Source organism: Rhizobium sp. BK112, from assembly GCF_014193215.1.
GTDB lineage: Bacteria > Pseudomonadota > Alphaproteobacteria > Rhizobiales > Rhizobiaceae > Rhizobium > Rhizobium anhuiense.
In genome coordinates this window covers 533,730-553,602 of the sequence record NZ_JACHYZ010000003.1, presented here as the reverse complement: position 1 = coordinate 553,602, position 19,873 = coordinate 533,730, and the positions used below count along the sequence as shown (strand labels likewise).

Here is a 19,873-nt window from a genome sequence, read left to right as displayed (position 1 = left end):
CGGTAGGCGCCAACGATCAGTTTTCCGGAAGGAAGCCTACGGCAAGAACAGCACGTTGTACTGATCGAACTCGCCCGGCAGATCCCGCACCTTCATCTCCTCCTCACGGTCCTCGAAGAGGACGAGGCAATCCTCGTAGAATCCCGACAGCATTGATACGAAGGCTTTCGTTCCTTCCGGGCCGTAGAAGAGCGGCGTGAACTCCATGTAGAGCGGAACGCGGCGGGCAAGCAGAGGTTGCATCGACCGGCAGGCGACCGGCTCGTAACCCTCGATATCCATCCAGACGAGGCCGATCGCGGCCGGGTCGATCGAAAGGCCGGCAAGGATCTCGGAAACCGGCTTTACCGGCACGCTGATCTTCTTGTCCGTCGGGCTCTGGCGGATGGCGCTGCTCTTGCCGTGATTGTTGAGGTTGAGAAAAAAGTCGATCTCGCCTTCGCTCTCGCCGGCGGCGCAATTGACGAGCCGGACCTTCTCCTCCAGCCGGTTCTGGCGAATGTTGAGGGCAAGCAGCGGGAAATTGCGCGGGTCGGGCTCGATGCTGACGATCTTGCTGTAAGTATCGCTCAACGCGAAATAGACGGTCTGGGTGCCGATGTTGCCGCCGATCTCCAGCAGCGTCGCATCCTTTCTGAGCAGGCCGCGCTCGCGCAAGATGACGATGAGCCGGTCGACGGCCTCGCGCTCGAAATGGCCCTTCCGGAAGACCTTGCGGCCGATATAGTCGGCGGGCGAGAAGGTCATCCGATGGTCGCCGGCGTCGACCGTCATCGAGACGACGCGCGGGCCGATATTCTCGATCAGCAGGCGACGGCCGAAGCGGGTGTCGAAGAAGCGCGAAGCGGCGGCATTGCGCGCCTTGCGCAGGCGACGGCTCCAATATTTGGCGGTCAGCCAGGGCTTGCCGGGCATCAGTCTTTTCCTTCGAGCGGTTCTGCCGCTTTCTCTCTCGGAATGACGTAGACTTTCAAGGGCAAGGCCCGGCCGCGCACGCTGATTTCACGGCTTTCGATGCCGGCGAGATCAGCACCCGAAAGGTTCGCCACCGGCTCGGAGATGACGATTGCCGCTTCGAATTCCTTGGCGGCGGTCTCGAGCCGGCTCGCCACATTCACGGTATCGCCGATCGCCGTCATGCTGCGCACCCGCCCATATCCCATCGTGCCGACGACGGCCGGGCCGGTGTGAATGCCGATGGCGATGCGCAGCGGCAGCGCCAGTTCGTCGGCGAGCTCTGCGGCGAGTTTCTCGATCTCGGCGACGATCGCTGCTGCTGCGTTGAGCGCCTGGCGGCAGGCTTCCTCCGGCGCGGTGTTGAGGCCGAACAGCGCCATGGCGCCGTCGCCGATGAACTTGTCCAGCCGTCCGCCCGCCTGCTCCACTGCCTTGCCGATTATGGCGAAATAGCGGTTCAGCAGGAAGACGACGTCGAAGGGCAGGCGGGTTTCCGTCAGCGTGGTGAAATGGCGGATATCGACGAAGAGTACGGCGATCTCGCGCTCGCGGCCGGGGCTCGTTTCCTGACTGTTGGCGGGAAGAGCGGCCTCGGTCGCCGGCACGAGAAGCGGCGCAACCGCGACGTTGTGGTTCGGACGAAGCTGGCAGGCGAGCCGGACATCCGGGCCGGCATTGATGCGCCTCAATGTCGTCTGTTCCATCTTGTCGGGGGCCGGAAGGTTTTCGTAATCGCCAAGGATCTGCACCCGGCAGGTGGAGCACTGCCCCTTGCCGCCGCAGACGGCATAATGCGGCAAGCCGCCGAGCCGGCTTGCTTCCAGCACCGAGAAGCCGCGCGGCACACGGATCACCTCGCCGCCCGGATAATTCACGGCGACCTGGTCAAGCCGCTCCTTCAGCTTGCGCCGGGCGCGGGCGACGACGACGATCAGAAGCGAGGCCGAGAAGGCGCCGTAGAGCCCGGCACGGATCATGGCGACCTGACGGTGAACTTCCGGATTTGAGATGTAACGGGTGTTGACGCCCTCCTTGTAGGCGCTGATCGTCATTGCCTGTTGGTAGGATGGGTCGGCGAGCGTTCGGCCCATTTCGACGAAGCCGAGCAACGAAAGCACCGGCACGAGGATCGCAAGCGCCAGCAGAAGGGGCGCAAAATCCGGATACCAGGGCCGATAGCGCAACCAGAAATGGATGCCGATGCAGCCATGGATCCAGACGGCGACGACAGCGAAGCCCTGCCGCAATCCGTTCGCCGGATTCCTGATCCAGAGCATGCTGACGACCGCCTCATAGTCATCGATGTAGCCGTAGAACTCGTGGGCGATACGCGTGCCGATGACATGATCGAGGAGCAGCAGCGGGATCATCAAGCCGAGCACGATCTGCGCCATTTCCCCCTTCGGCATCACGAGGCTGCGTCTGACATAGATGGCGCGCAGCACCAGCGCGATATGGATGAGGACCGCCGAATAGAAGATGGTCGTCCCCAGAGGATTGCGCCAGATCATCAGGAAAAGATGGGCGGCTTTATCGGCGGCGGAGACCGAAATCAGGCCGATCGCATGGTTTGACAAATGCAGCAGGACGAAGATGAAAATGACGAGGCCGGAACCGAGCCTCGCCCTTCTGATCGCACGCTCCGAAAAAATCCCTGTGGCCGAGACCGTCGTCATTCATTCCCGTTCTTGTCGATGTAACCGCAGGCCCATAGAGATTGAGAAAGAGGCGGAATTGCTTCGATCGCGATCACATTCCATATGCTTATGCGCAAGTTTTAATGAAGGGGACAATAGCGGAATTTTTCGTGATAGCACGAGTGCCGGTTGTAAACAGTCTGTCTTATGTGAGGTGTCAATGCGGGTGGCTTTCTACGCGCCGATGAAATCGCCGAACCATCCGGTGCCGTCAGGCGACCGGCTGATGGCACGGCTGTTGATCCGGGCGCTGGAACTTGCCGGACACGAGGTCGAGGTCGCTTCCGAATTCCGCGCCTATGCCTCGACACCGGAAGCCGCAGCGGAGCTCGAACCCGCCGTCCACACCGAACTGGAGCGGCTGCGGTTGGCATGGAAATCCGCGCCGCGGCCGGATCTCTGGTTCTGCTACCACCCCTATTACAAATCGCCCGATCCCTTCGGGCCTGTCCTCTCTGCCGAATTCGCCATTCCCTATGTCACCGCCGAAGCCTCCTATGCGGCAAAACGCAACGCGAGCGGCTGGGCCGCGTCGCAGAAGCGCGTGGGCGCGGCGATCATGCAGGCGGCGGTCAATATCAGCTTCACCGAGCGTGACCAGGCAGGACTTGCCTCCGCCTTTCCGCAGGCGCGCCTTGCTCGTCTGAAACCCTTCATCGATACGACGCTGTTTGAAACGATTTCGCCGGAGCCCGATCGGCGCCGGCTGATGACGGTCGCGATGATGCGGGCCGGCGACAAGATAGACAGTTATGCGATGCTCGCAAAAGCATTGCGGCTGATCGAAGACCGGCCCTGGACGCTTGCCGTCATCGGCGATGGTCCGATGCGCCACGAGGTGCAGGCGCTGTTTGCCGATCTTCCCGGCCGCGTCGAATGGCTGGGCGAGCGGAATGCCGTCGAGATCGCCGAGTTGCTCGGACACGGCGGCCTCTATGTCTGGCCCGGCTGCGGCGAGGCCTATGGCCTTGCCTATCTGGAAGCCCAGGCCGCCGGCCTGCCTATCGTCGCGCAAGAAACGGCGGGCGTGCCCGCGGTGGTCGAGGCTGGCGTGACCGGCCTGCTGACACCGGACGGTGATGTCGTGGCCTATGCCGGCGCCGTGGCCGCCCTGCTTGACGACAGGCAAAGGCGCGACGCCATGGGGCAGGCGGCACGGCGCTTCGTGCTCAGGGAGCGTTCGCTTCCCAACGCGGCGCGAGTGTTGAACGGAATTTTGCAGGACAATCTGGGAATGGGAGCGACGGGATGACCGACAAGATGGCCTGGGAGCCTTTGCGGCGCGAGCTTGACCGCTGGCAGGCGGCCGGCCGCGTGGCGCGGTTCTGGCTGCGGGATGACGATGCCGTCGAACCGACGCCGGCACTGGAGACACTGACGGCGCTCGCGGGCGAAAGCAACGTTCCGCTGACGCTCGCGGTTATTCCCGCCCTGACCGGCGAGGCCTTGGCCGCGCGCCTAGGGGAGGAAACAGCCATAACGGTTGCGGTGCATGGCTGGTCTCATACGAACCATGTGGGGCCGGAAAAAAAGAAGCAGGAACTCGGCGGCGAACGCCCGGCGGATGTCGTGCTCGGCGAGTTGCGGGAAGGCTTCCGGCTGTTGCAGCTGTTGCATCCGGCCCGCTTCCTGCCGATGCTGGTGCCGCCTTGGAACCGGATCGACGCTAGTCTTATCCCGGCGCTGCCGGGCCTCGGATTTACCGCCCTTTCGGTTTATGGGCGGGCAAGGCAGGATGGCCCGGTGCCGCTGCTCAACACCCATGTCGACATCATCGACTGGCACGGCACGCGCGGCGGACGGGGCGAGGCGGAATTGGTGGCCGACCTGGTAGCGGAGCTCCGCGATCGGTTTGCCGGCAGCGAGGAACCTGTCGGCGTGCTCACTCACCATCTGGTGCACGATGCGGCCGCATGGGACTTCCTGTCGGCCTTGTTTGCAGTGACGGGCCGGCATCCGGCCGTCCGCTGGTCATCGGCGTCGGAGCTGCTTGAGCATGTCGCGCAATAGTGTGCCGCGGTTTTGCGATAACGACATGCGTAAAAACAAGATCAGGCGGCGTGAACGCGCCCGAGGAAGTCTCGCATGAGTGCGACGACGTCATCGAGATGCGTCTCGAGCAGCCAGTGGCCGCCGCCCAGCAGATGCAGTTCGGCATCCGGCAGATCGCGCAGATAGGCTCGCGCCGATTTTTCCGGCATGTAGTGGTCGTTGGGACCCCAGACGATCAAGGTCGCAGGCTGGTATTCCCGCAGGTATTTCCGGTGTTCCGGAAACCAGGCCCGGTTCTCCTTCAATCCGGCGATCAGGTCGATGGCGATTTCCTTGCGCCGCGGCGTGGTCAGCGACCAATGCAGCGTCCAGAGATCGGGCGGGATGGTACCGGCCAGAGCCGGCGGCAGATCGTTGAGGAATTCATCCCTGAAGGTGTCCTCGCTGACCGCTTCCGCCAGCGCCGTCCTCATCTCCGATAGTGGAAGCGTCCACGTCGCCTCGATATCGGCATACTTGGGTCCGAGGGCATCCTCATAGGGGATGTCGCCATTCTGGATGATGAGCGCCACGATGCGCCGAGGCTCTTTGATTGCCAGCCGCGCGCCGATAGGCGACCCGAAATCGTGCAGGTAGAGGACGAAGCGGTCGATATTGACCGCGTCGATAAAAGCCCGCAGCCAGGCGGCATAACCATCGAAACTGTAGTCGAAATCGTCAGGCGTGCCACTATAGCCCGCGCCAGGGAAATCCGGTGCAATCAGGCGCCAGCGGTCGGCAAGGCGCGGCATGAGATTGCGAAATTCATAGGACGAGCAGGGGTAACCGTGCGGCAGCAGCAAGACCGGAGCATCCGGCCGACCGGCCTCGCGGTAAAAAGTCTCGATGCCTGCGACCGTGATCGAGCGATGCCGGACGAGAGCGGACATCGGGAAGCTTCCGCCGCCGCCGCTCACTTTCGGTCCTCCTCATGCTGCTCGGCGCCCTCTACCGGCCGCAGCCAGGGCTCGCGGCGCTTGATCCAGAGTTCGTAGCGCGGCACGAGGGGCGTCGGGGCATCGGACAGGATACCGAGCTTGATTTCCGCCTCTTCGTCATCGGCGGAAAACAGCCGCGAACCACAGCCGGTGCAGAAATGGCGACCTCGGAACTCGGCGGTTTCCCCAGAATGTTCGAATTGGCCGGCTGGCCAGATCCCGTAAAAGGTAAAGGCCGAACCGCTTTCTTTCCTGCAGTCGGTGCAATGACAGATCCCGACGCGCAAAGGTTCGCCCCGAACAGAGATCTGCACCTGCCCGCAAAGGCACTTTCCGGAAAACACGGTCATAGCTGGTCCCCGCGTAATGGTTTACCTGCCGGGAAACGGCCTGATCCAACATCTGTTCCGTCAGCAAGCTGAGGTTTCGCGGGTTGCTAGATCACCACGGTCTGATTGTCGCGGGCGGCAAAGGATTCGGGGAAGGCGGCCTGCGCCTGCGCTTCCATCTCAGCCAGCTGTTCGTCGGTGCGCGAGGGGGCGTGGTGGAAGAGCGCGAAGCGCTTGGCGCCCGCCATCTTCGCAAGCTCGGTGCCGTGCTGCCAGGTCGAATGGCCGAAGCCCTTGAAACGCTGCATCTCGTCTTCATTGTAGGTGCAGTCGTAGACGACGAGATCGGCGTCCTGCATCATCTCCAGTGAGACCGGATCATAAGCGCCCGGAATATGTTCGATGTCATAGACGAGAGCGATCGAACGGCCCTGCCATTCGACGCGGTAGCCGATGGCGCCGCCCGGATGGTTCAGCATGAAGGTCTTGATCGCGATGCCTTCGTGGGGGGTCAGAACCTGACCGGGATGGAAGTCGCGGAAGTTCATCGTCGCCTGACAGATGTCGGTCTTGACGGGAAACCAGGGCGGGCTGATGAACTGATCGACCATTTCCCGCGTGCTCATCTTGCCGTCGAGGTGGCCGGACCAGATGTTGACGTTGATCGAGGGGTAATAGATCGCCTTGAAGAAGGGCAGGCCGATGATGTGGTCATAGTGGCAGTGGCTGAAGAACAGGTCCACGTCGCTGACGCCGTCGGCGAGCAACGAAAGCCCCGCCTCGCGCAGGCCGGAGCCCGCGTCGAAGATCATCCGATGTTTTCCGCAGCGAATTTCGATGCAGGAAGTGTTACCGCCGTAGCGATCGAACTCGGGGCCCGACACTGGAATACTGCCACGGACGCCCCAAAATTTTACCTGAAACAGTTCTGTCGTCATCGTTCTTCAAACCGGCCTTCCCGCGTCGCCATCGTAGTCATTGTTTATCCCGATGCGAAGCAGTAGAATTCCACGGGTTTGCCTGCGCCCCCTTTCATTCTCCTAACCGCTAGCGGAAGAAGAAGTAGATTTTCCTAAGCAATCGGCTTTCGCTTCGGAAAGCAAGCCGGTTTGGTTGGTTTTCGGTAAACGGGCTGCTGGGGCGGGGCGTTTTCCGCAAGTCATGCCTATTAGATGGTTGCGCGCGATTGAAAAAACAATTGCTGCCTCCTCAGGCCCAGATCCACTGCATGCCTTTGTCAAGATCGTGGCACGCCAGCGCGGCGTCAGGCAGTTCCAAGCCTGTTGATATTTCCCATGAGGTCCGCGGCGAGACGCAACGAGGCGGCGGTTGCCATGGTCATTTGCGGCAGCAGCAGCCATTCGAGCGTCCAGGCAGCGCCTGAGCGTTCCTGCTCGTGGACGAGGGACTGGTGGATGCCCGAGAGAACAGTGGCATTGAAGCGGGCGAGCGAGATCAGGACTTCGGCGGAAACCGGGTTCTGCTTGTGCGCCATCGCCGACGAGGTGCCGCCGCCGGCAATTTCGATTTCGCCGCCGGCCTGGGCGAGCAGCGCGATATCCTGGCCTATCTTACCGAGGCTGCCCGATATCGACGCGAACAGGCCGGCGATATCGGCGATCGGCAGACGCCCGCTCTGCCATTGCGTTGCGTCGGTAAGGCCGAGCTCCTGGGCGAGCGAGGCGCGAACGGCTGCGGCCTGCGACCCGAGCTTATCAAGCGTGCCGGCCGCACCGCCGAACTGGACGGGAAAACTCTGCTCGGTCAGGCGGTCGCGATAGGTCGCAAGCGGCGTGCGCCAGGCTTCGAGGCGATCGGTGACGGTGATGGGGATCGCCGCCTGCATGCGGGTACGGCCCATCAGCCCGTTTTGGCCGAACTGGCCGTCGAGCGCATCGAGCCTCTTGAGGATGGCGGAAAGCCGGCCGGCAAACAGGAAGACGACGGCCTTCAGGCGGACCATCAGGCTGGTATCGATGACATCCTGGCTGGTGGCGCCGAGATGGAGACTCTTGGCTGCCTCCTCGCCGACAGCGGTGCGCAGCTGCTTGATGAGTTCGGGGATGACGACACCGTCCCTTGCCGTTGCCGATCGAAGGCTGGCCAGATCGGGCGAGAAGGCGGCGCAGATTTCGGTGATGCGCCTTGCTGCTTCGGCGGGGATGAGGCCATGGCCGGCTTCGGCCCTGGCGAGCGCGGCCTCGAAGGAGAGCATGGCGCGGATATCGGCCTCGGCGGAAAAATAGGAGGCGATTTCACCGTCGCCGAGCAGGCCGGAAAGGAAGGGGTGGTCGAAGGGCGATGCGGTCATGATTGTCTCGCTTTGCTGGCCCCTCATCCGGCTGCCGCCACCTTCTCCCTATTGGGGGGACGGGACTGCGGTGGCGTCCGCGCTTTATGGGCAGGTAATCTCGCGTGGGCACGTCCCTCTCCCCTCGGGGAGAGGGTCCGGTGAGGGGGAGGCTACTTGCACAGGGCTGTCCGAACAAGCCACCGGCATGCCGACCCTCAGATATCGAGAAATACCGTTTCCTTGGGACCCTGCAGATGGATGTCGAAATGGCAGGTTGCGCCGTCGCGGGTGGCGACCATCGTTGCGACGCGCTCGCGATGTTCGATGCGGGACAGCAGCGGGTCGGCGGCGTTGGCCTCCGTCTCTTCCGGGAAATACATACGCGTATGCAGGCCGATATTGATGCCGCGGGCGACGATCCAGAAGGTGATGTGCGGGGCTTGTCTACGGCCGTCCTTGAAGGGGACACGGCCGGGCTTGACGGTCTCGAAGCTGTAGACGCCATCCTCGGCGCGGGTCGGGCAGCGGCCCCAGCCGGTGAAATTCGGATCGGCGGTTCCGCGCATTTCCGAAGGGCTGTTGTAGAGGCCGGCGCTGTCGGCCTGCCAGATCTCGATAACGGCATCGCGCACCAATGCGCCGGCCCCATCGAAGATTCGGCCGGTGACGGTGATGCGTTCGCCGAGCGTCTTGTCATTGACCATCTCGATGCCGAGATCGGTGTCGTAGACGCCCTTTATGTCGCAGAAATTCGGCGTCAGGCCGATATGGACATAGGGGCCTGCCGTCTGCGACGGGGTTTCCTTGAGATAGCCGAGCTGCTGCATGGTCAGTTGCCCTCCAGCCTGTTTTCGAACATCGTCGAGCGGCGGCCGCGCAGCACGATATCGAATTTATAGGCGCGTGAATCCATCGGGATCGTGTTGCCCCAGTCGAGCGGCGCGATCAGCTGCTCGATCGCCGCCTTGTCGGGGATCGTGCCGACGATCGGACATTTCCAGATCATCGGATCGCCCTCGAAATACATCTGGGTGATCAGGCGCTGGGCAAAGCCGTGGCCGAAGATCGAGAAATGGATATGGGCCGGCCGCCAATCATTGACGCCGTTCGGCCAGGGATAGGCGCCGGGGCGGACGGTGCGAAAAGAGTAACGGCCTTCCTCGTCGGTGATGGCGCGGCCGCAGCCGCCGAAATTCGGGTCGATCGCCGCAAGATAGGTTTCCTTCTTGTGGCGATAGCGGCCGCCGGCATTGGCCTGCCAGAACTCGACCAGGGCGCCGGCAACCGGCTTGGCACGCTCGTCGAGCACCCGGCCATGGACGATGATGCGTTCGCCGATAGCGCTTTCGCCGGGGCGCGCATAATTCAGGATCAGGTCGTTGTCGAGTTCGCCGATCATCGAATGGCCGAAGACCGGCCCGGTGGTTTCGGAAACCGTGCCGTCGAGCGACAGCAGCGCACGCTGCGGCGCGCGCAGCAGGGAGGTCTTGTAGCCGGGGGTCAGCGCCGGCGCATGCCAGGCACGGTCGCGGCCGAAGAAGGCGCCGGTCTCGGGTTTGCGATTTGCTCGTTCGGACATTTTTCCCCCTCAGGCCGCCTTGTCGGCGTCCATCTGTGCGAAGGTCTGCTTTGCGATCTTGATCGCGTGATTGGCGGCGGGAACGCCGGCATAGATCGCCACATGCAGCAGCGCCTCGCAGATATCCTCACGGGAGGCACCCGTATTGACGGTGGCGCGCACATGCATGGCGACCTCGTCGTCCTGGCCGAGCGCCGCGAGCAGAGCGATGGTGACGATCGAGCGTTCGCGCTTCGTCAGCGCCGGGCGCGACCAGACATGGCCCCAGGCGGCTTCGGTGATCAATTCCTGGAAGGGACGGTCGAACTCCGTCGATGCGGCGGCGGCTCGGTCGACATGGGCGTCGCCGAGCACGGTGCGGCGGGTCGCCATGCCTTGGCGATAGCGCTCGGAGGAGGACGCGGTTTCGTTCATGGGCTGTTTTCTCCAGGCGTAATGGATGTGAGGAAGGCGCGGATGACCGCCGTTAGCGCTTCCGGCTGCTCGACGCAGGGAATGTGCGCGCAATTGGGGATGACCTCATAACGCGCGTCGGGGATAAGCTTGGCGGTCGAGAGCACCAGATCGGGCGGCGTCGAGCCATCCTGGTCGCCGACGACGCAGATTGTCGGGACAGTGATCGTCTTTGCAGTTTCGGTAAAATCGGCGTCGCGGATCGCGGCGCAGGCAGCGACATAACCTTCGACCGGCTGACGCGTCAGCATGTTGCAATAGCCTAAATAGGCGGTGTTTTCGGGCCGGCGGAAGGCCGGCGTGAACCAGCGCTCCATGATGGCGTCGACGATGCTGCCGATGCCGTTTTTCTCGACGGCGGCAATGCGGGTGTTCCAGCTCTCTGCTGTGCCGATCTTATGGGCGGTGTCGCACAGGATCAGGGCACTGACCAGGTCCGGCCGGCGCTGATAGAGCGACTGGGCGATGAGGCCGCCGACGGAGAGGCCGCAGATGACGGCCTTCTTGACCGACAAGAGATCGAGCAGGCCGGCGAGATCCGTCGCATGATCCGCAATCGATGAGGGGAGCTGGCCGACATCGGACAGGCCGTGGCCGCGCTTGTCGTAAAGCACGATGGGGAATTCGCCGGCAAGCCGCACCACGACGTCGCGCCAGATGCGGAAATCCGTCCCGAGCGAATTGGTAAAGACGATCACCGGCCTGTCGGCTGGTGCACCGATGACCTGATAATGGATCGTCACGTCGTTTATGCGGGCGAATTGCACGTCATTCTCCTCCTGAAGGCGAAATTGAATGTTTGATCCGGTTAAGTAAAATGATATTTTTAGGCTTTTCGATAACTTCGGAGTTATGTGAGCGATGATCGACAGCCGCGTCAAGTTTCGCCATCTGCAGACCTTTGTCGAGGTGGCGCGGCAGAAGAGCGTCATGAAGGCCGCCGAATTGCTGCATGTCAGCCAGCCGGCGGTCACCAAGACGATCCGCGAACTGGAACAGGTGCTGGGTGTCGATGTCTTCGAGCGCGACGGCCGCGGCATCAAGATCACCCGTTACGGCGAGGTCTTCCTGCGGCACGCTGGTGCGGCGCTGACGGCGCTGCGCCAGGGTCTCGATTCCGTCTCGCAGGAGCAGTTTTCCGAAGCGCCGCCGATCCGGATCGGCGCGCTGCCGACGGTGTCATCGCGAATCATGCCGCGGGCGATGGAGCTCTTCCTCAAGGAGAATACCTGGAGTCGGGTGAAGATCGTCACCGGCGAGAATGCGGTGCTCTTGGAGCAGCTTCGTGTCGGCGATCTCGATGTCGTCGTCGGGCGTCTGGCAGGCGCCGAGAAGATGGCCGGCTTTTCCTTCGAGCATCTTTATTCCGAACAGGTAGTGTTTGCCGTGCGCCCCGGCCATCCGCTGCTCGACGGCCGGCAATCGCTGTTTTCAGGTTTCGGCAACTACACGGTGCTGATGCCGACGCGGGGTTCGATCATCCGGCCGGTGGTCGAAAATTTTCTCATCGCCAATGGCGTCGCCAGCCTGCCCAACCAGATCGAGACGGTATCGGATTCCTTCGGCCGCGCTTTCCTCCGGGCAAACGACGCGATCTGGATCATTTCCCACGGCGTGGTGGCCGACGATGTCGCCGACGGGCGGCTGGCGCTTCTGCCGATCGATACCGGCGAGACCAAGGGGCCGGTCGGATTGACGATGCGCGCCGATGCCGTGCCGTCGCTGCCGCAATCGATCCTGATGCAGACGATCCGGGAGGCGGCAGGCGAGGTTTCCTGAGGTAATGGAGGACGGACCGATGGAGGATCAGAAGAGGAGTCTCGGCAGGCGGGCGACGGAAGCGACGGTGAAATTCGTCGCAGTGCTTGCGGCGATGATCTTCATCGCGGCGGGCTCGCTGTCCTATTGGCAGGGCTGGCTGTTCCTTTTCAATTTTGGCGGCTGGATTGTCGCGACGACGGCCTATTTCCTGAAATATGACCGCGCCTTGCTGGAACAGCGGCTGCATGTCGGGCCGGCTGCGGAGCGGGAACCGGCCCAGAAGCGCATTCAGCTTTTCAACGGCATCGTGCTGATCGCGCTCTTCATCGGTTCGGCGCTCGATTACCGGTTCGGCTGGTCGGCCGTTCCGGCGCCGATCGTGATTTTCGGCAATGTTCTGATGGCGGCCGGCTTTTACGGCTGCTTCCTCGTGCTGCGGCAAAACAGCTTCGCTTCGGCAACGGTCGAGATCCGCCGGGATCAGCGGGTCATTTCAAGCGGGCTCTACAGCGTCGTGCGCCATCCGATGTATGCGGCGGCGCTGGTGCTCTTCGTCGGCATACCGCTGTCGCTCGGTTCCTATTGGGGCCTGCTGGCCATCCCTCCTGCCTTTGCCGGACTTGTCGCGCGGCTGCTGGACGAGGAGAAACATCTGACAAGAGACCTGCCGGGTTACGCCGAATACCGCCGCAAGGTCCGCGACCGGCTGCTGCCTGGGCTATGGTGACGGCTCCATTGGAGCAATTCTTGAAATCTGTTGCCGAATGCCTAGATTTGGACTATGTCTAATTCAAGACAGGAGGCTGTTATGCAGCATGCGCGACGCACCGAGCACCGGGAAGACCAGGGGCCACAGCGGCTGGACATGGATCGCTTTGCGCCGGCAAATCGCAAGAGGCTAAGCGCACCGGCCTTGCGGACCTTCCTGGCGATCGCCGATCTCTGGGGGCTGACGGAAGAGCAGCGTCTGCTCGTACTCGGTTACCCCTCCCGGTCGACCTACCACAATTGGGCCAAACAGGCGCGCGAGCACGGCGCTTTCACGCTTGACGTCGATACGCTGACCCGGATCTCGGCGGTGCTCGGCATCCATCAGGCACTCGGCGTGCTTTTTGCCGATGAGCGCGCCGGCGTCGCCTGGCTGCGCACGCCGCATCAGGCGCCGGTTTTCGGCGGGCATCCACCGCTTGATATCGTGACCAGCGGAACCCAGGACGGGCTGATGACCGTCCGCCGGTTTCTCGACGGCGCGCGCGGTGGTCTCTACATGCAGCCGAACAGGCTCGACGAAGCCTTCACGCCTTACGAAGATGCGGACATCGTCTTCCGGTGAGGGATCGTTTTGCAGAGGCGCCGCGTCCGTCACACCGGCTGATCCCGTCGCAATTTCCACCGATCGGGCTTTTCGAGACGGTGACGCGGGTGTCCGACCTTGAAGCGGTGATGGAACTCGTCGGCTGGACCAACGACCGTCTCGTCGCCGATCGCATCCAACGGCTTCCCCAGGCTGAATGGGTTTATGGCACGCCAAACGCCAGCATCGTGATGGCGGCTTTCCTGCATGTTGCGCCGGGAGGAATGCGGTTCAACGGCTCTGATCTCGGCGCCTGGTATGCCGCCGATGATCTCAGGACAGCCGCTGCCGAGGTCGGCCACCATCTTCGGCGCGAGGCTGTCGCACGCGGGGTGGCGATGATGGCGCGCACCTATCGAAGCTATGCGGCCACCCTGATTGGCGATTACCTCGACATTCGCGGCGAAGAGTTGCTGCGGCCCGATGTCTATGACGGCGCCAGCTATGCGGCGTCGCAGGTGCTGGGGGAAGAGGTCCGCTCGAGCGGTGGCGCCGGCATCCTCTATGACAGTGTCCGGCTGAGGGGCGGGGTGGTCATCGTCGCGCATAGACCGCGCAACATCCGGGACGTCGTGCAGGCCGACCATTTCGAAATCACCGTTTCCGCCACTGACCGGCGCATCGATATCAGGAAGCTTGCCGCCTGATATCGGCAATCGCAAGGTGAGCCTCAAACCGGCAATCGTTCGGCCCAGGCCTTTGCCGCCTTGGCCATCGTGGCGAGGTGATCGGCGCTGGAGAAGCCGGAGATCGTCTTGCGCGGCTTGAGGTCGTGGTCGCCATCCTCGAGCCAGAGGATCTCGATCCTGTCGGAGAGATCATAGCCCGGCACCTCGTCTCGTGTGCCGAATTCGTCGCGCGTTCCCTGGCAGATCAAGGCGGGCGTCGTCAGCCCGGTAAGGTGGGCGGTGCGCAGCTTCTCCGGCTGGCCGGGCGGATGGAAGGGATAGCCGAGGCAGAGCAGGCCGGCGATCTTCCCCCTGTGATAAAGATCGTCGGCGATCATGCTGGCAACCCGGCCGCCCATCGACTTGCCGCCGATGATAAGCGGGCCGCTGGCACCGAGCGTGGCAATGGCCGCCTCATATTCGGGATTGAGCGTTTCGGCGCGCGGCGGCGGCTTGCGGCCTTCCGAGGTGCGGCGGGCGGCCATATAGGCGAATTCGAAGCGGGCCACACGGAAGCCAACGCCGGCAAGCGCATTTGCCGCTGCTGTCATCGACGCCGAATCCATCGGCGCGCCGGCGCCATGGGCCAGAAGGATCGTGAAGCGCGCATCCTGAGGCCCCTGCAGCAGAAACCTGTCAAGCATCGGTAATCCTCCATGCCATCGTCGGAACCATGTCGACGGCCGTGACTTCTTCACTGAAAGGAGACTGACAATGTCGACGAATGATCAAAACGTAAAGCCCGAGCAGCGGCGCCCCAAAGATGTCGGCGCCGTTCCCGACAAGCCGGAGCCCGCCGACGCAGAATCGATGGCGCCGCCGGCGGTGCAGCCGGCCGGGGTCGGGGACAAGAGCGAACGACCGGTGGTCAATCCCGTCAGTGGAGTTGCCATCTGACGGACCTTGTCAATGTCCTGCCGAATAGCCCTTGAAACCGGGGCGCAAAAGGTCCATATACCGGCCCTGCCTGAAAAATGGATGCGCGCGGTATCGACGTCGTCGAACTGTTCGTTGTCCGACAGGATAAGGGCGCTCCCCGCAAGGGTCGAGCGCCCTTTTTGCTTTACAGCCCTTGCGCATATCACCGCTTTCGTCTTGTCGTTTGATGGCGGAAGGGATTCCAGCGACGGAGAAGCGAGGCCCTGTGGCGCGAATTACCGGCAAGACTTGTAGAAACGTGGGCGGAAATAATAACCACGGAACAGCGGCCGCACCTTGTTACGCCGGGAAAGGGTTTCTCCACGCATCTAGTTGTTCAAGCCGTTCGTACCACGCCTGAATATGCGTAAACTCGGAAAGTGGAATCTCAGCAGAAGTCGCATAAGGAAGTGCAGCGGCCAATGCGAAATCTGCGACAGTCAGCGTCTTCCCGACCGCGACGCTGTTAGTGGCCAAATGGTCGTCGAGCACGCGAGCATGTAGTCGGAAGCTCGTCTTCGCATCTTCGATCACGGCGACGTCAGGCTCCCCGCCGAACAAAGGTTTGATCAAGTATTCAAACCACAAGGCTGCCGCGTGCCGGGTGAAATGACTCGCGTCCCAGCTCAGCCACCGGAGGACGTCGATCTGCCTGTGGTCATGCGGCCAGAAATCCGAGCCAACTCTGTCAGACAATCGGCACATGATGGCATTCGCTTCCCACAAGGTTCCGGCATCATCCTGCAGCACAGGGACTTTCCCGTTCGGGTTGAGAGCCAGGAATTCCGTGGTACGCTGCTCTCCGCTGGCTAGGTCAATCCTTATGAACTCCACGTCGGCTTTAAGAAAACGGGCAGCGGCGCAGGCCTTCCGAGGATTGAGCGTCTCGCAATAGTAAAGCTTCATCGCCGCCTTACTCATGATCCGGCCTTTCGGACGTAGCCCCCAGAAAAACGCCCAGTCGCTCGAAGCTTTGCGACCAACCACCTTCATGACCCTTAAGTGATGATGCGTCTTCAAATCCACTTTGCCGAAATGTCATTTCCGTTCCTCCGTCGCTTTCCTTTAACGTGATGGTGACGACTGTTTCCGGGCTTTTTTCGCCGGTTCCGATCTCCCAGGCATGTGTGAAGACAAGCCTGTGCGGAGGGTTGACTTCAAGGTATTTTCCGCTAACCCAGTGCTCCTCTCCATCTGGCGCTATCAGACAGGCGCGGTGTCTACCGCCGGGCCACACTTCAAGCTGGTCGCCCACCGCCTTGAAGCCGTGAGGACCGCTCCATTGCGCTAGCGCTTTGGGGTCGGTCCATGCTCTGAAAACGAGATCGCATGGGGCATCGAACCTTCGTACAAAAACCAGATCGCGGGCGTTGTTAGTATCAGTCTCCGGATTTGTCATCTTCGTATCCTTGTACCTTGGACAAATAGCCATCGAGACGATCAAAGCTCTGATCCCAGAAGCGTCTGTAATCGCCAATCCAATCAGAGATTTTCTTCAATGCGTCCGGCTCAAGTTCGCGGGGACGCGAAGTCGCTTCACGGCCGGAGCGGATCAATCCGGCCTGTTCCAGGACCTTGAGATGCTTTGAAATGGCAGGCTGAGACAGCTCGAAGGGATCTGCGAGTTCGGCCACGGTCGCCTTGCCGTGAGCAAGCCGCCCAAGAATTGCTCTCCTTGTTGGATCTGAAAGTGCGGAGAAAATCGCATCGAGGCTGCTTTTCATATATCACCACATGGCTATATAACCGCATAGATATATTACTTATCGCGATGTGTCAAAGGCAATCTTCCGGTAGGTTGGCAACAGAGACTCATGCGTTGGCAACAGAGCGGGAAGTCCCGCGTCTGTCGTGCCGGAGTCGGAGGCGACTACGGGATCTCTTTCTGCCGCTCTGCTGATGAAATGTTTCCGGTTGCAGAGGCACACCGCGCTCGCTGATGCCGCCGCGGAGCAGTTTGAGTTTGCTGAGGAGGCAGAAGACCGGGAAGGGCGCCTGGTATAAGCATGTCGGCGGCTTTGGTGGCTTCAGCATGGCGGGCAATGAGGCCGGCGACCGTTTCCCTGCCAACTGGTGCCCATGCTGATGCTGGCGATGCCGAGGCGGCTAAAGCGCCCCTTAAGAAATATTCTCCTTTCCTTTATTCGGCCTCCAAAACGAGCTTCGGCATGCGAGCGAAGATCACGGAACGGTTCTTGCACGGTTACTAATATGTTTACTGTGGGGAGACCTAATGTCATGAAGTGGTGCACATCCGCAGAGTTCGCCCCTCTGATGTTCGTTGTGAGTGGGTCGGAAAAATACAAGATTGTCGCAACTCTTTTCCAGGCTGCCGAGATGCTGACAGTTGGTTGGCCGATCGACGACGGAGAAGAGTACCTTATAGCGATTAGCGCGTGCCGACATGCAATTCATGGGGAAATTCCGGCGCAGGACGCGCGAGCAGCGCTTATCCGTGCCGCCGACGAAGCTGGCATTCCGGTGATCACCGTTCACTGAGTTTCGCAGCCGACGGTGAAATGAGTTCGGGGCGGCGTCCTCTAGGAAGGGCGCAATGCTGATCATGATCTGGTTCGATGATCCGCATTTCGGAACGCGCGATCTTGATCTGCTTGGCTTTGGCGATCCGGGCACCGGGCCGGCCAAAGCGCGGGGCGAATATTTTCCGTCGGCTTCTGTCGATTTTCGCATCAGCCGATCGTCCTTGTAATGATGTGCTGCGACCCGGTCGTGGCTTCAGCACGTCCTTTGCGCGTCTGAGGCGCGCGGCAACAGAAGGAGGATATCGTCATGGATAATCGGCATCTGGTACCCGCCGCAGTGCTTGCGGCCAAGAACGGCGCCCGCTTCCCGAATGAGAGCGAGGCCTATCGCAGCGCCCGCGATGCGCTGCTGGCCGAAGAGATCGAATTGCGCCGTCATATCGAGCGCGTGGCAAGACAGCGCCGGGCGCTGCCGCCGGGCGGCGAGGTGACAAAAGAATACCGCTTCGAAGGCAGCGATGGGCCGATCTCCTTTGCCGAGTTCTTCGCCGACAAGGATACGCTGATCGTCTACAGCTACATGTTCGGCCCACAACGCGAGCGCCCATGCCCAATGTGCACCTCGCTGCTGTCGGCCTGGGACGGCGAGGTACCTGACATCCAGCAGCGCGCCGCCCTTGCGATCGTCGCCCGCTCGCCGATCGAAAGGCTGCTCGCCTTCAAGAAGGAACGCGGCTGGCACCACCTGCCGCTCTACTCCGACATGACGGACGATTACAGTCGCGACTATCGCGCGATCGGCAGCGACGGCAGCGATGGCGCCGCCTTCAACGTCTTCACGCGGCGCGACGGCACCATCCGCCATTTCTGGAGCGAGGAGATGGGCGAAGCGACGGCCGATCCCGGCGAGGATCCGCGCGGCGCACCTGATCTGATGCCGCTCTGGACCGTGCTCGATGCGACGCCCGAAGGCCGGGCGCCGGACTGGTATCCGAAACTGTCCTATTAAGATCGGCCGCGTCGTCCGTCAGCCGGTGGAGCGGTTTCTGGAGGTCTCGACCCATTCGATGTTGGTGACCGCGGCATCCGGCAGCGGCGGCGGATCGATCTCGTAGACATAGCCGCTGAGCATATCGGCGGCGCGTTCGGTCGCCTTGATCTTCGCCTCGGTTTCCGCGACCGCTTTGGCGATGGCTTCGATGCGGGCACGGAACATGTGGGCAAGCACATCGCGGCCGGACTGCTTTTCGAGCCGTTCCAGATGCAGGCCGATGCGCGAGGCGTGGCGCTCCAATTCGCTCTTGCTGAAACGGGCCTTGCGCAGTTCTTCGGAAAGGCTTTCCTGCATGACAGCGACGGGATCGAAACTTCCCGGCGCGCGCTCGTCGAGCACGGCGTCGGTGACGAGCTTCTCGATCATCACGAGCGCCTGCAGCTCGGCGGCATCGGCGAATTCAACGTCGTAACCGGTATCGTCGTAGACCTTGCGCCGGACCGGATCGAGAAGCAGCCCATAGGCTTTCTGCAAATTGGCAAAGGCGTCCGAATCACCGCCCGAATCGGGGTGGGCAACTTTCGCCAGACGCCGGTAGGCGGCCTTCAGCTGCGCCTCGTCCGCATCGCGTTCAACGCCGAGAATATCGTATGGATCCGTCACGCCTGCTCCCTTGCTCCCCGCATGTTGCGGGCAGTCTAGGTCTTCTTCTGCATCAGAAGGGCAAAGTTTAGACCGAAAGCAGGAATGACGTCCATGGCCCGAGATCAGGATAGTCGATGCGCATGCTTAGCCAAATTCTCGATTGTTCAATCTTTTCAAATCGTTATTTGAAAGTCAGCCTGTGGTGATCGATGCGAGATAACATTTGGCTTCACCATCGACCTCAAGCGCGATCGCGGCCGCATCCTCAATCAGCAGCGCATCGCCGGCCGCAAGCGCGCCGGTCTCGCCGCCCCGCCGGAAGGAGAGCGCGCCGCCATGGCAGAGGAACAGGCATGTCGAGGGCGGCAGCGGCAGGGTGCTGCTGCCATCGACGTCGATCCGGACCAGCCTGTGGGCGAGCCCGTCGCGGCGGGTCATGACGTTGAGATCGGTGATGGCGCCGTCCTGGAGCCTGGCCGCGACGGGGATATCCGCCGGGAAGGCCAGGGGATCGCTTGCCGTCGTCAGCAGCACCGGCGTGCTGCCTTCGATATCGAGCACCATGCCGTTGCCATCGAGGATCGCCAGCGTGCGGTCGATGCCGGGAAAAATCGAAAACGGGCCGTCGGTTGCGACGGTCGCCATACTGACGCGCCAGTCGAAACCGGCAAGACCGGCATTCTCAGGCGAAACGGCGATTTCCACCGTTTCGCCGCCGCCGTTCTTCCAGGGCATGCGTTTACAATCACCGGCGCGCAGGATCCTCACGAGGA

General features: G+C 62.0%; 26 protein-coding genes. 10 read left to right on the top strand and 16 right to left on the bottom strand.

Annotation, left to right across the window (positions count from 1 at the left end):
• Positions 1-36: 36 nt before the first annotated feature.
• Both FHT75_RS12065 and FHT75_RS12060 read right to left on the bottom strand, forming a co-directional pair.
• Complete coding sequence (locus FHT75_RS12065; RefSeq protein WP_168332382.1) at positions 37-915, bottom strand: FkbM family methyltransferase; 879 nt, start codon at positions 913-915, stop codon at positions 37-39.
• Positions 915-2,633, bottom strand: a complete 1,719-nt coding sequence (locus FHT75_RS12060) for an adenylate/guanylate cyclase domain-containing protein (protein ID WP_063475966.1) — start codon at positions 2,631-2,633, stop codon at positions 915-917. The genes FHT75_RS12065 and FHT75_RS12060 overlap by 1 nt, the downstream gene beginning before the upstream one ends.
• 181 nt (positions 2,634-2,814) lie before the next feature.
• Between FHT75_RS12060 and FHT75_RS12055 the strand changes: the two genes are divergently transcribed.
• Together FHT75_RS12055 and FHT75_RS12050 are read left to right on the top strand one after the other, a co-directional pair.
• Positions 2,815-3,906 carry a glycosyltransferase family 4 protein gene (locus tag FHT75_RS12055; RefSeq protein WP_168332383.1) on the top strand — a complete coding sequence of 364 codons (1,092 nt, stop codon included), beginning with the start codon at positions 2,815-2,817 and terminating at the stop codon, positions 3,904-3,906.
• Positions 3,903-4,664: a polysaccharide deacetylase family protein gene (locus FHT75_RS12050; RefSeq protein ID WP_183844771.1), complete on the top strand. Its 762-nt coding sequence runs from the start codon at positions 3,903-3,905 to the stop codon at positions 4,662-4,664. The genes FHT75_RS12055 and FHT75_RS12050 overlap by 4 nt, the downstream gene beginning before the upstream one ends.
• A 41-nt stretch (positions 4,665-4,705) precedes the next feature.
• On the opposite strand, the gene FHT75_RS12045 is transcribed toward FHT75_RS12050, so the two are convergent.
• From FHT75_RS12045 to pcaD, 8 genes are all read right to left on the bottom strand, one after another.
• Positions 4,706-5,575 carry an alpha/beta fold hydrolase gene (locus tag FHT75_RS12045; RefSeq protein ID WP_168332385.1) on the bottom strand — a complete coding sequence of 290 codons (870 nt, stop codon included), beginning with the start codon at positions 5,573-5,575 and terminating at the stop codon, positions 4,706-4,708.
• Between the two features lie 23 nt (positions 5,576-5,598).
• On the bottom strand, positions 5,599-5,973 hold the full coding sequence (locus tag FHT75_RS12040) for a GFA family protein (protein ID WP_168332386.1): 375 nt from the start codon (positions 5,971-5,973) through the stop codon (positions 5,599-5,601).
• 86 nt (positions 5,974-6,059) lie between these two features.
• The gene (locus tag FHT75_RS12035; RefSeq protein WP_028756262.1) at positions 6,060-6,890 is read right to left on the bottom strand and encodes an MBL fold metallo-hydrolase; all 831 of its coding nucleotides are present in this window, start codon (positions 6,888-6,890) and stop codon (positions 6,060-6,062) included.
• Between the two features lie 326 nt (positions 6,891-7,216).
• Positions 7,217-8,263, bottom strand: a complete 1,047-nt coding sequence (locus FHT75_RS12030; RefSeq protein WP_183844772.1) for a 3-carboxy-cis,cis-muconate cycloisomerase — start codon at positions 8,261-8,263, stop codon at positions 7,217-7,219.
• Between the two features lie 197 nt (positions 8,264-8,460).
• The gene (pcaG, locus tag FHT75_RS12025; RefSeq protein ID WP_028756260.1) at positions 8,461-9,072 is read right to left on the bottom strand and encodes a protocatechuate 3,4-dioxygenase subunit alpha; all 612 of its coding nucleotides are present in this window, start codon (positions 9,070-9,072) and stop codon (positions 8,461-8,463) included.
• Between the two features lie 2 nt (positions 9,073-9,074).
• Positions 9,075-9,824, bottom strand: coding sequence for a protocatechuate 3,4-dioxygenase subunit beta (pcaH, locus tag FHT75_RS12020; protein ID WP_028757480.1), 750 nt, complete (start codon positions 9,822-9,824; stop codon positions 9,075-9,077).
• 9 nt (positions 9,825-9,833) lie between these two features.
• Positions 9,834-10,238: a 4-carboxymuconolactone decarboxylase gene (gene pcaC, locus FHT75_RS12015; RefSeq protein WP_028757479.1), complete on the bottom strand. Its 405-nt coding sequence runs from the start codon at positions 10,236-10,238 to the stop codon at positions 9,834-9,836.
• A complete protein-coding gene (gene pcaD, locus FHT75_RS12010; protein WP_183844773.1) occupies positions 10,235-11,044 on the bottom strand; it encodes a 3-oxoadipate enol-lactonase in 810 nt (269 codons plus the stop codon). Before pcaD ends, pcaC begins: the two co-directional genes overlap by 4 nt.
• A 94-nt stretch (positions 11,045-11,138) precedes the next feature.
• Between pcaD and pcaQ the strand changes: the two genes are divergently transcribed.
• The 4 genes from pcaQ (at position 11,139) to FHT75_RS11990 (ending at position 14,039) form a co-directional block, all read left to right on the top strand.
• Complete coding sequence (gene pcaQ, locus FHT75_RS12005) at positions 11,139-12,056, top strand: pca operon transcription factor PcaQ (RefSeq protein WP_028757563.1); 918 nt, start codon at positions 11,139-11,141, stop codon at positions 12,054-12,056.
• A 19-nt stretch (positions 12,057-12,075) separates the two neighbouring features.
• On the top strand, positions 12,076-12,765 hold the full coding sequence (locus tag FHT75_RS12000) for a methyltransferase family protein (RefSeq protein WP_047614815.1): 690 nt from the start codon (positions 12,076-12,078) through the stop codon (positions 12,763-12,765).
• 81 nt (positions 12,766-12,846) lie between these two features.
• Positions 12,847-13,371, top strand: coding sequence for an MbcA/ParS/Xre antitoxin family protein (locus FHT75_RS11995; protein ID WP_183844774.1), 525 nt, complete (start codon positions 12,847-12,849; stop codon positions 13,369-13,371).
• Positions 13,368-14,039: an RES family NAD+ phosphorylase gene (locus tag FHT75_RS11990; RefSeq protein WP_028757560.1), complete on the top strand. Its 672-nt coding sequence runs from the start codon at positions 13,368-13,370 to the stop codon at positions 14,037-14,039. The genes FHT75_RS11995 and FHT75_RS11990 overlap by 4 nt, the downstream gene beginning before the upstream one ends.
• A 23-nt stretch (positions 14,040-14,062) precedes the next feature.
• On the opposite strand, the gene FHT75_RS11985 is transcribed toward FHT75_RS11990, so the two are convergent.
• Complete coding sequence (locus FHT75_RS11985) at positions 14,063-14,704, bottom strand: alpha/beta family hydrolase (RefSeq protein ID WP_028756054.1); 642 nt, start codon at positions 14,702-14,704, stop codon at positions 14,063-14,065.
• Between the two features lie 70 nt (positions 14,705-14,774).
• Here FHT75_RS11985 and FHT75_RS11980 point away from each other — a divergent pair, with 70 nt between their 5' ends.
• Positions 14,775-14,957: a hypothetical protein gene (locus FHT75_RS11980; RefSeq protein WP_028756053.1), complete on the top strand. Its 183-nt coding sequence runs from the start codon at positions 14,775-14,777 to the stop codon at positions 14,955-14,957.
• 321 nt (positions 14,958-15,278) lie between these two features.
• On the opposite strand, the gene FHT75_RS11975 is transcribed toward FHT75_RS11980, so the two are convergent.
• Genes FHT75_RS11975 through FHT75_RS11965 form a run of 3 tightly spaced genes read right to left on the bottom strand, consistent with a single transcriptional unit; the run spans position 15,279 to position 16,702 of the window.
• Entirely contained in the window at positions 15,279-15,899 is a 621-nt protein-coding gene (locus FHT75_RS11975) for a glutathione S-transferase family protein (protein WP_028757559.1), read from the bottom strand.
• Entirely contained in the window at positions 15,892-16,377 is a 486-nt protein-coding gene (locus FHT75_RS11970; protein ID WP_183844775.1) for an SRPBCC domain-containing protein, read from the bottom strand. The genes FHT75_RS11975 and FHT75_RS11970 overlap by 8 nt, the downstream gene beginning before the upstream one ends.
• Positions 16,358-16,702: an ArsR/SmtB family transcription factor gene (locus FHT75_RS11965; RefSeq protein ID WP_028756051.1), complete on the bottom strand. Its 345-nt coding sequence runs from the start codon at positions 16,700-16,702 to the stop codon at positions 16,358-16,360. Before FHT75_RS11965 ends, FHT75_RS11970 begins: the two co-directional genes overlap by 20 nt.
• 514 nt (positions 16,703-17,216) lie before the next feature.
• Between FHT75_RS11965 and FHT75_RS11960 the strand changes: the two genes are divergently transcribed.
• From FHT75_RS11960 to FHT75_RS11950, 3 genes are all read left to right on the top strand, one after another.
• Positions 17,217-17,477, top strand: coding sequence for a DUF982 domain-containing protein (locus FHT75_RS11960; protein ID WP_183844776.1), 261 nt, complete (start codon positions 17,217-17,219; stop codon positions 17,475-17,477).
• A gap of 55 nt (positions 17,478-17,532) precedes the next feature.
• Positions 17,533-17,688: a hypothetical protein gene (locus FHT75_RS11955; protein ID WP_174824428.1), complete on the top strand. Its 156-nt coding sequence runs from the start codon at positions 17,533-17,535 to the stop codon at positions 17,686-17,688.
• An 80-nt stretch (positions 17,689-17,768) separates the two neighbouring features.
• The gene (locus FHT75_RS11950; protein WP_097595640.1) at positions 17,769-18,470 is read left to right on the top strand and encodes a DUF899 family protein; all 702 of its coding nucleotides are present in this window, start codon (positions 17,769-17,771) and stop codon (positions 18,468-18,470) included.
• Between the two features lie 18 nt (positions 18,471-18,488).
• Here FHT75_RS11950 and FHT75_RS11945 read toward each other — a convergent pair whose 3' ends face one another.
• Both FHT75_RS11945 and FHT75_RS11940 read right to left on the bottom strand, forming a co-directional pair.
• Positions 18,489-19,118: a J domain-containing protein gene (locus FHT75_RS11945; protein WP_183844777.1), complete on the bottom strand. Its 630-nt coding sequence runs from the start codon at positions 19,116-19,118 to the stop codon at positions 18,489-18,491.
• A gap of 174 nt (positions 19,119-19,292) precedes the next feature.
• Positions 19,293-19,868: a HutD family protein gene (locus FHT75_RS11940; protein ID WP_028757208.1), complete on the bottom strand. Its 576-nt coding sequence runs from the start codon at positions 19,866-19,868 to the stop codon at positions 19,293-19,295.
• Positions 19,869-19,873: the final 5 nt, after the last annotated feature.

Excerpts from the sequence above, each read along its gene's own strand:
- FHT75_RS12055 (WP_168332383.1), top strand. The coding sequence starts at position 2,815 with ATGCGGGTGGCTTTCTACGCGCCGATGAAATCGCCGAACCATCCGGTG.
- FHT75_RS11960 (WP_183844776.1), top strand. The coding sequence starts at position 17,217 with ATGAAGTGGTGCACATCCGCAGAGTTCGCCCCTCTGATGTTCGTTGTG.
- FHT75_RS11995 (WP_183844774.1), top strand. The coding sequence starts at position 12,847 with ATGCAGCATGCGCGACGCACCGAGCACCGGGAAGACCAGGGGCCACAG.
- FHT75_RS11985 (WP_028756054.1), bottom strand. The coding sequence starts at position 14,704 with ATGCTTGACAGGTTTCTGCTGCAGGGGCCTCAGGATGCGCGCTTCACG.
- FHT75_RS12065 (WP_168332382.1), bottom strand. The coding sequence starts at position 915 with ATGCCCGGCAAGCCCTGGCTGACCGCCAAATATTGGAGCCGTCGCCTG.
- pcaC (WP_028757479.1), bottom strand. The coding sequence starts at position 10,238 with ATGAACGAAACCGCGTCCTCCTCCGAGCGCTATCGCCAAGGCATGGCG.
- FHT75_RS12040 (WP_168332386.1), bottom strand. The coding sequence starts at position 5,973 with ATGACCGTGTTTTCCGGAAAGTGCCTTTGCGGGCAGGTGCAGATCTCT.
- pcaG (WP_028756260.1), bottom strand. The coding sequence starts at position 9,072 with ATGCAGCAGCTCGGCTATCTCAAGGAAACCCCGTCGCAGACGGCAGGC.
- FHT75_RS11955 (WP_174824428.1), top strand. The coding sequence starts at position 17,533 with ATGCTGATCATGATCTGGTTCGATGATCCGCATTTCGGAACGCGCGAT.
- FHT75_RS11975 (WP_028757559.1), bottom strand. The coding sequence starts at position 15,899 with ATGAGTAAGGCGGCGATGAAGCTTTACTATTGCGAGACGCTCAATCCT.
- pcaH (WP_028757480.1), bottom strand. The coding sequence starts at position 9,824 with ATGTCCGAACGAGCAAATCGCAAACCCGAGACCGGCGCCTTCTTCGGC.
- FHT75_RS11965 (WP_028756051.1), bottom strand. The coding sequence starts at position 16,702 with ATGAAAAGCAGCCTCGATGCGATTTTCTCCGCACTTTCAGATCCAACA.
- FHT75_RS12060 (WP_063475966.1), bottom strand. The coding sequence starts at position 2,633 with ATGACGACGGTCTCGGCCACAGGGATTTTTTCGGAGCGTGCGATCAGA.
- FHT75_RS12035 (WP_028756262.1), bottom strand. The coding sequence starts at position 6,890 with ATGACGACAGAACTGTTTCAGGTAAAATTTTGGGGCGTCCGTGGCAGT.
- FHT75_RS12045 (WP_168332385.1), bottom strand. The coding sequence starts at position 5,575 with ATGTCCGCTCTCGTCCGGCATCGCTCGATCACGGTCGCAGGCATCGAG.
- FHT75_RS11950 (WP_097595640.1), top strand. The coding sequence starts at position 17,769 with ATGGATAATCGGCATCTGGTACCCGCCGCAGTGCTTGCGGCCAAGAAC.
- FHT75_RS12050 (WP_183844771.1), top strand. The coding sequence starts at position 3,903 with ATGACCGACAAGATGGCCTGGGAGCCTTTGCGGCGCGAGCTTGACCGC.
- FHT75_RS11970 (WP_183844775.1), bottom strand. The coding sequence starts at position 16,377 with ATGACAAATCCGGAGACTGATACTAACAACGCCCGCGATCTGGTTTTT.
- FHT75_RS12030 (WP_183844772.1), bottom strand. The coding sequence starts at position 8,263 with ATGACCGCATCGCCCTTCGACCACCCCTTCCTTTCCGGCCTGCTCGGC.
- FHT75_RS11980 (WP_028756053.1), top strand. The coding sequence starts at position 14,775 with ATGTCGACGAATGATCAAAACGTAAAGCCCGAGCAGCGGCGCCCCAAA.
- FHT75_RS12000 (WP_047614815.1), top strand. The coding sequence starts at position 12,076 with ATGGAGGATCAGAAGAGGAGTCTCGGCAGGCGGGCGACGGAAGCGACG.
- pcaQ (WP_028757563.1), top strand. The coding sequence starts at position 11,139 with ATGATCGACAGCCGCGTCAAGTTTCGCCATCTGCAGACCTTTGTCGAG.